The organism is Candidatus Darwinibacter acetoxidans (assembly GCF_041936445.1).
Lineage (GTDB): Bacteria > Bacillota > Limnochordia > Darwinibacteriales > Darwinibacteriaceae > DTU010.
Genome location: NZ_JBHGXH010000268.1, coordinates 1 through 2,977, shown reverse-complemented (window position 1 = coordinate 2,977; position 2,977 = coordinate 1). Strand labels below are relative to the sequence as shown.

The following is a 2,977-nucleotide window of genomic DNA, read 5'->3' as shown; positions in this document are numbered from 1 at the left end:
ATGACCGAGTGGACGGGCGAGGAAGAGTAGCCCGCCACCTAAATAACTACCAAGTCAAGGAGGGTATACTTATGCGGAAATCTAAAGGTCACGTCTTGGCAGTCGTCGGAGCCCAGTACGGGTCTGAAGGTAAAGGTGTCGTCGTGAATTACCTTGCCAATCGCTACCACGTCCACGTCCGCACTGGCGGCCCTAACGCCGGCCACTCCTTCATCCATAAGGGCCGGATCTGGAAGATGCAAATCATCCCCTGCGGCTGGACCAACCCTGAGGCGATCCTGGTCCTGGGCCGGGGGATGCTGGTGAACCCGGAGATCCTCCTACGGGAACTGGAGGCCATCCGGGAGGTCGATCCTACTATCGACGACCGGTTAATCATCGACGCCCAGGCCGGTGTCCTGGACCGATCCTCCCATGAGGAGGAGGGCGGCACAGAGGGTGAGCTGCACAAGCGCATCGGCTCCACCGGTGAAGGTGTTGGTGCGGCCCGGATTGCCAGGATCCGCCGGGATCCATCCCGGTTCAAATTAGCCAAGGATATCGCCGATGAGTACGGACTCCGGCGGTATCTGAGAGAGAACACCCCCAAGCTCCTACAGCAGTATCTGGATGGTGGCCAGAACGTCCTCCTGGAGGGCACCCAGGGGTCTAGCCTGTCCCTCATCCACGGTCCGTGGCCCTACGTAACCAGTCACGATACCAACGCCGCTCAGCTTGCTGCTGACGCCGGCATTCCACCCATACTGGTGACCCGGGTCCTGCTAGTGGCCCGAACTTATCCGATCCGGGTGGCCGGCAATTCCGGGCCGCTGAAGAACGAGCTGACCTGGGAGGAAATCTCTCAGCGGGTTGGTAAGCAGCTGATGGAGCGGACCACCGTCACCAACAAGATCCGCCGGGTGGGTGAATGGGATGAAGAGCTGCTGGACAACGCTATCACGTTGAACTGTCCCACCTCCATCGCTATCACGTTCATGGATTACCTCTCGCCGCAGGATGAGGGCAAGACCCAGTGGGAGGGCCTGTCGGACACCGCCAAGCGGTTCGTCCGGTACGTGGAGTCCCGGTTCCGGGTCCGGGTGTCCCTCATCGGCACCGGTGGTCCAAACTGGAGCATCGTGGATAGGGGGTTCGCTGTATGAAGGTCTACTTCCAGCTTCTCCCAGGTGAGGGCAGCCCGCGGGCTCCGACCAAAGCTTATCCTGGCGATACTGGATGGGACCTGTATGTAAGCAGGGATGTCGTAATCCCTGCTTGCTCCTTCACCGATATTCACACCGATATCGCCATCGCCATGCCGGAAGGGCTGTGGGGCCGGATCACTGGCCGCTCCAGCACCCTTCGGAAGCACGGGCTCCTGGTGAATGAGGGGATCATCGACAACGGCTACCGCGGTGAGCTGTTTATTGGTGTGTTCAACCTCACCGACCATGACCGGTTTATCCCGGCCGGCACCAGGATCGCCCAGCTCATTTTCCATTGGCTAATCGAAGACCTGCAGTGGGAGCCGACCATGGTATTACCCCCGAGCCAACGCCAGGATAGGGGGTTCGGCTCCTCTGGACATTAAGAATGGAGGTGACGTGATGCGGTCGTATTGGCAGGTCGACAACGGCGACACAATCCAGACAATCTACCAGGGCGACGCGTTAGAGGTCCTGCGTGATCTGCCCTCGGAGTCCGTCCACTGTTGTATCACCTCGCCCCCGTACTGGGGCTTGCGAGACTACGGTGTTGAGGGACAGATCGGCTTCAAGCAGACGCTCCAGGAGTACGTCGAGACTTTAGTCGAGGTATTCCGTGAGGTACGGCGGGTACTGCGACCTGACGGAACACTCTGGCTCAACCTTGGTGACAGCTACAACAGCAGTGGCAGGGCTGGGGGTGACTACAACCCCGGCGGCCTCAAGGAAGGCCAGCCAAAGTACCCGGGGCGCAAGGTGCCCGGGCTGAAGCCCAAAGACCTAGTTGGGGTACCCTGGCGTGTGGCCTTCGCATTACAAGCGGACGGTTGGTACCTGCGGAGCGATATTATCTGGGCCAAGCCGAATCCGATGCCGGAGAGCGTGACGGACCGGCCCACGAGGGCGCATGAGTACATTTTCCTGCTGGCGAAGGCCAAGCGGTACTTCTACGATGTCGATGCGATCCGGGAGCCACACGTTCGCCCATTACATGCGCCTGGGAATAAGACGCACAACGGCCGGCTTACGGCGAGCATGGGACATTTCGAGGAGCCTAACAGGATATGGGGGAATCCAGCTGGTCGTAATAAGCGGTCGGTGTGGACAGTTTCCACCAAGCCTTTCCCTGAAGCCCATTTCGCCGTATATCCGCCAGACCTCATCGAGCCCTGTATCCTGGCAGGTACATCTCCTATGGCCTGCCCTCATTGCGGCGCACCGTGGAAGAGAGTGGTGGAACGAGAGCCAGTTACCAAAAAGGACCGCACCGAACCATACGCCATTGCGAGTGGTATGGGTAAACGTCCGCAGTTGTTTACGCGACAAACAAAGGTGATCAAGGAGGAATCGTGGCAACCGACCTGCTCCTGCTCCGATAACGACGGTTCCGGCCGATGCGTCGTTCTCGATCCGTTCCTCGGTAGTGGTACGACACTGCTCGTCGCCCAGCGCCTCGGACGTTCGGGTATCGGTATCGAGCTGAACCCCGACTACTGTGCTATGGCTAGCCGACGGATCGACCGGGAACGGTGAAGTGAATCCCGGTGCGACGATGTGGGTAAATAGTAGAAATGGAGGTGATTTGAATGCAGACCAAGTTCTTCGGTTCCAAGAGCTCCACTCTCCAAGCAATAGGTTCGCCGGCACATCAATCGGCAGACCCTAATAAGCCTGCCACTTTCGAGCAGGCTATGGCCCGGCTAAACGCAGAGTGCGACCAGGTCATGATCAAGAAGCAGCTTGACTACGGCAACCTGAACATCGCCATCTGGGACGTGTTGGGTGTGGCTGTA

Annotated in this window: 3 protein-coding genes; all 3 read left to right on the top strand. The window is 59.1% G+C overall.

Annotated elements, in window-relative coordinates; genetic code table 11:
• Positions 1 to 71 precede the first annotated feature (71 nt).
• From ACE4YL_RS10270 to ACE4YL_RS10260, 3 genes are read left to right on the top strand one after another with little or no spacing between them, the layout of a single operon-like run.
• Positions 72 to 1,142 (top strand): adenylosuccinate synthetase, encoded by a 1,071-nt coding sequence (locus ACE4YL_RS10270; protein WP_461369613.1) that lies wholly within the window; start codon positions 72 to 74, stop codon positions 1,140 to 1,142.
• Positions 1,139 to 1,570 carry a dUTP diphosphatase gene (locus tag ACE4YL_RS10265; protein ID WP_461369612.1) on the top strand — a complete coding sequence of 144 codons (432 nt, stop codon included), beginning with the start codon at positions 1,139 to 1,141 and terminating at the stop codon, positions 1,568 to 1,570. Before ACE4YL_RS10270 ends, ACE4YL_RS10265 begins: the two co-directional genes overlap by 4 nt.
• A 16-nt stretch (positions 1,571 to 1,586) precedes the next feature.
• On the top strand, positions 1,587 to 2,717 hold the full coding sequence (locus ACE4YL_RS10260; RefSeq protein WP_461369611.1) for a DNA-methyltransferase: 1,131 nt from the start codon (positions 1,587 to 1,589) through the stop codon (positions 2,715 to 2,717).
• The last annotated feature ends 260 nt before the right edge of the window (positions 2,718 to 2,977 follow it).